The sequence below is a fragment of the Polaromonas sp. genome, from assembly GCF_039930745.1.
GTDB lineage: Bacteria > Pseudomonadota > Gammaproteobacteria > Burkholderiales > Burkholderiaceae_C > Polaromonas.
The window spans coordinates 1-3,716 of record NZ_JBDTTH010000174.1; the positions used below are offsets into that span (position 1 = coordinate 1).

Here is a 3,716-nt window from a genome sequence, read left to right on the forward strand (position 1 = left end):
ACCTTCATTGTTGTCTCCTAAAAATGTAAAACACACCTAACAAACCAAGCACCTCAGTAAACGACCTGACGACCCACAGCGCATCGGTATTTCGAGCATCTCGACCGAGCGATGCGCTCCCTCGGGAGGCAGCGCGGCGAACGAAGTGACAAGCGTGGGGGCTCTTCTCTTTTCAAGCAGGGGCCGCGGGTCCGGCTTTGCCGGCCCGCAGGCGCAGCGGCCCCCTCGGGGGGCAGCGCAGTACACGAAGTGACAAGCGTAGGGGTCATATTTCTAGTGCGGGAACGGCCAGAGCCGCATCTTCTGCTTGCCAACCGACCAGAGTTTGGCCAGCCCGTGCGGCTCGACGATCAGGAACCAGACGATCAGGCCGCCAAAAATCATCAGCTCGGCGTGCGACACGCCGGCGGTGGAAATCTCGATGCCGAACAGGCCGGCAAACACCGGCAGGAACTGGTTCAGCGCGATGGGCAGCACCACAATAAAGGCCGCGCCGAAGAAGCTGCCCATGATGGAGCCCAGGCCGCCGATGATGACCATGAACAGCAGGCGGAAGGACTGGTCCACCGAAAACGCTGCAGGTTCCCAGGCACCAAGGTAGACAAAGGCCCACAGCCCGCCGGCCACACCGATGATGAAGGAGCTGACGGCGAAGGCGCTGAGCTTGGCGTACATGGGCCGGATACCGATGACGGCGGCAGCCACATCCATGTCGCGGATGGCCATCCATTCGCGGCCTATCGCGCTACGGACCAGGTTCTTGGCCAGCAGGGCCATGACGGCCAGAATGCTGAGGCACAGCATGTAACGGCTCACCGAACTCTCGATGGGAAAACCAAACACCTGCAGATTGGACACCGACACGGAACCCGAGGGCGTGTCCAGCGTGAACCACTTGATGCGCAGGAACATCCAGTCGCTGAAGAATTGCGCAGCCAGCGTGGCCACGGCCAGGTACAGCCCCTTGACGCGCAGGCTGGGCAAGCCAAACAGGATGCCGAAGAAAGTTGCGCACAGGCCGCCCAGGATCAGCGCCGGAACCAGCGGCATGCCGGGGATACGGACAAAGAAGTTGTAAGCACCGTAGGCGCCGACCGCCATGAATGCACCGGAGCCCAGCGAGATCTGACCGCAGTAGCCCACCAGGATGTTCACACCCAGCGCGGCCAGCGACATGATCACGAACGGAATCAAAATGGCGCGAAACAGGTAGTCGCTGGCCAGCATGGGAACAGCGACGAAAGCCACCGCCAGCAGCAGCGCGATGGCAATGCGGTCCTGCAGGATCGGAAAGATCTGCTGATCCGCCCGGTAGCTCGTTTTGAATTGGCCGTTTTCTCTGTAAAACATATCAGTGCGACACCCTTGATTCGCGATGGAAGAAGTGCTGCGGAAGAGCGTTTCCCGTCCAGCATGAGCCGCGGGTCCGGCTCTGCCGGCCCGCAGGCGCAGCGCCCCCCTGGGGGGCAGCGCAGTACACGAAGTGACAAGCGTGGGGGCTCATACTCTATCGATTATTTTTTCACCGAACAGGCCTTGGGGCCGGAACAGCAGGAAGCCCAGGGCCAGCACGTAGGCAAACCAGATCTCGATGCCGCCCCCCACGAACGGGCCGAGGTAGACCTCGGAGAGTTTTTCGCCGACACCGATGATCAGGCCGCCAATGATGGCGCCTGGCACCGAGGTCAGGCCGCCCAGGATCACCACAGGCAAGGCCCGCAAAGCCACGGTGGCCAGTGAAAACTGCACGCCAAGCTTGCTGCCCCAGATCATGCCGGCCACCAGTGCCACCACGCCGGCCACGCACCAGACGATGACCCAGATCCGGTTCAGCGGAATGCCTATGGATTGCGCGGCCTGGTGGTCGTCGGCCACCGCGCGCAGAGCCCGGCCGGTGGCGGTTTTCTGGAAAAAGACGCTCAGCGCGGCGACCAGCACGGCAGCGATCAGCGCGGCGTACAGGTCTTCCTTGTTGATCAGGATGCCGCCCGGAAATACCGAGTCCAGCACGAAGACCGGGTCTTTCGGCATGCCGATGTCGATCTTGTAGATGTTGCTGCCGAAGATCGTCTGGCCCAAGCCTTCCATGAAGTAGGCAATGCCGAGGGTGGCCATCAGCAAGGTGGCGCCTTCCTGGTTGACCAGATGCCGCAGAACCAGGCGCTCTATGAACCAGGCCACGGCGAACATGATCACGGCGGCAATCACGAAGGCGGCGATGTTGGCGAGGATGGGGCTGTCAATGCCGGTCCACTCGGGGATCCATTGCGAGAAGCGGGCCATCGCGAGTGCGGCAAACAGCACCATCGAACCCTGCGCGAAATTGAATACGCCCGAGGCCTTGAAGATCAGCACAAAACCCAGTGCGACCAGCGAATACAACATGCCGGCCATCAGGCCGCCCAACAAGGTCTCAAGGAAGAATGCCATCAGATGCTCCAATTTCCAGCAGCGGCCGCAGAACCGGCTTTGCCGGGCTGCAAGCGGCGTCCCCTGCAAGGGGAGAGGCGGCTACGCGAAGCGAGTCCGCAACATGGGTGTGTCATATTCATTAATGACTCGTTCCGAGGTAGGCGCTGATCACGTCCGGGTTGTTGCGGACTTCGTCGGGTGTGCCATCGCCAATTTTTTTGCCGTAGTCGAGCACCACGACGCGGTCAGAAATATCCATGACCACGCCCATGTCGTGTTCGATCAGAACCACGGTGGTGCCGAACTCGTCATTGACATCGAGCACGAAGCGGCACATGTCCTGCTTTTCCTCGACGTTCATGCCGGCCATGGGTTCGTCAAGCAGCAGAACCTGCGGCTCCATCGCCAGCGCACGCCCCAGGTCCACGCGTTTTTGCAGGCCGTAGGGCAGCTGTCCGACCGGTGTCTTGCGGTAAGCCTGGATCTCCAGGAAGTCGATGATTTTTTCTACTGCTTCGCGGTGCCTGAACTCTTCCCGTTCTGCCGGGCCGATGCGAAGAGCCTGCATCAGCAGGTTGCTTTTGATCTTCAGGTTGCGCCCGGCCATGATGTTGTCGAGCACGCTCATGCCCTTGAACAGCGCCAGGTTCTGGAAGGTGCGCGCCACACCCATGACGGCCACCTGGTGGCTGTTCATGTGTTTGAAGGTCTGGCCGCGGAAGGTGATGGAGCCCTGCTGCGGCAAATACACACCGTTGATGCAGTTGAGCATGGAGCTTTTGCCGGCGCCATTGGGGCCGATGATGGCGCGGATTTCGTGCTCTTTCACATTGAAGGAAATGTCCGCCAGGGCCTTGACGCCACCGAAGCTCAGGGAGATGTTGTTGACGTCGAGGATGACGTCGCCGATCTTTTTCATGCTGCTGCCTTCACCGGTGCAAAGGTCTGTGCATCGCTGATCTTCAGCGTGGCGCTCACGCTACCGCTGCGTCCGTCTTCAAACTTGACGACGGTCTCAATGAACTGCTCGGCTTTGCCGCTGTACAGCGCGTCAACGAGGGGCTGGTATTTGTCTGCAATGAAGCCGCGGCGCACCTTGTTGGTCCGGGTCAGTTCGCCGTCGTCGGCATCAAGCTCCTTGTGCAGCACCAGGAAGCGGCTGATCTGCGAGCCGGCCAGGAGAGCGTCGGCGCTCAGATCGGCGTTGACTTTCTCGACACACTCATTGATCAGCTGATAGACCTCGGGTTTTTGCGCCAGGTCGGTGTAGCCGGCGTAGGGCAGGTTGCGCCGCTCGGCCCAGT

Annotated in this window: 3 protein-coding genes and 1 pseudogene; all 4 read right to left on the bottom strand. The window is 60.8% G+C overall.

What is annotated here, in order from left to right:
- Nucleotides 1–273 precede the first annotated feature (273 nt).
- Complete coding sequence (locus ABI660_RS23225; protein ID WP_348072590.1) at nt 274–1,350, bottom strand: branched-chain amino acid ABC transporter permease; 1,077 nt, start codon at nt 1,348–1,350, stop codon at nt 274–276.
- A 150-nt stretch (nt 1,351–1,500) separates the two neighbouring features.
- The gene (locus tag ABI660_RS23230; RefSeq protein WP_348072592.1) at nt 1,501–2,430 is read right to left on the bottom strand and encodes a branched-chain amino acid ABC transporter permease; all 930 of its coding nucleotides are present in this window, start codon (nt 2,428–2,430) and stop codon (nt 1,501–1,503) included.
- 121 nt (nt 2,431–2,551) lie between these two features.
- Nucleotides 2,552–3,331, bottom strand: coding sequence for an ABC transporter ATP-binding protein (locus tag ABI660_RS23235; protein ID WP_348072594.1), 780 nt, complete (start codon nt 3,329–3,331; stop codon nt 2,552–2,554).
- Nucleotides 3,328–3,716 (bottom strand): annotated as a pseudogene (locus ABI660_RS23240) (long-chain fatty acid--CoA ligase); the annotation flags it as partial. The pseudogene ABI660_RS23240 and the gene ABI660_RS23235, both read right to left, overlap by 4 nt.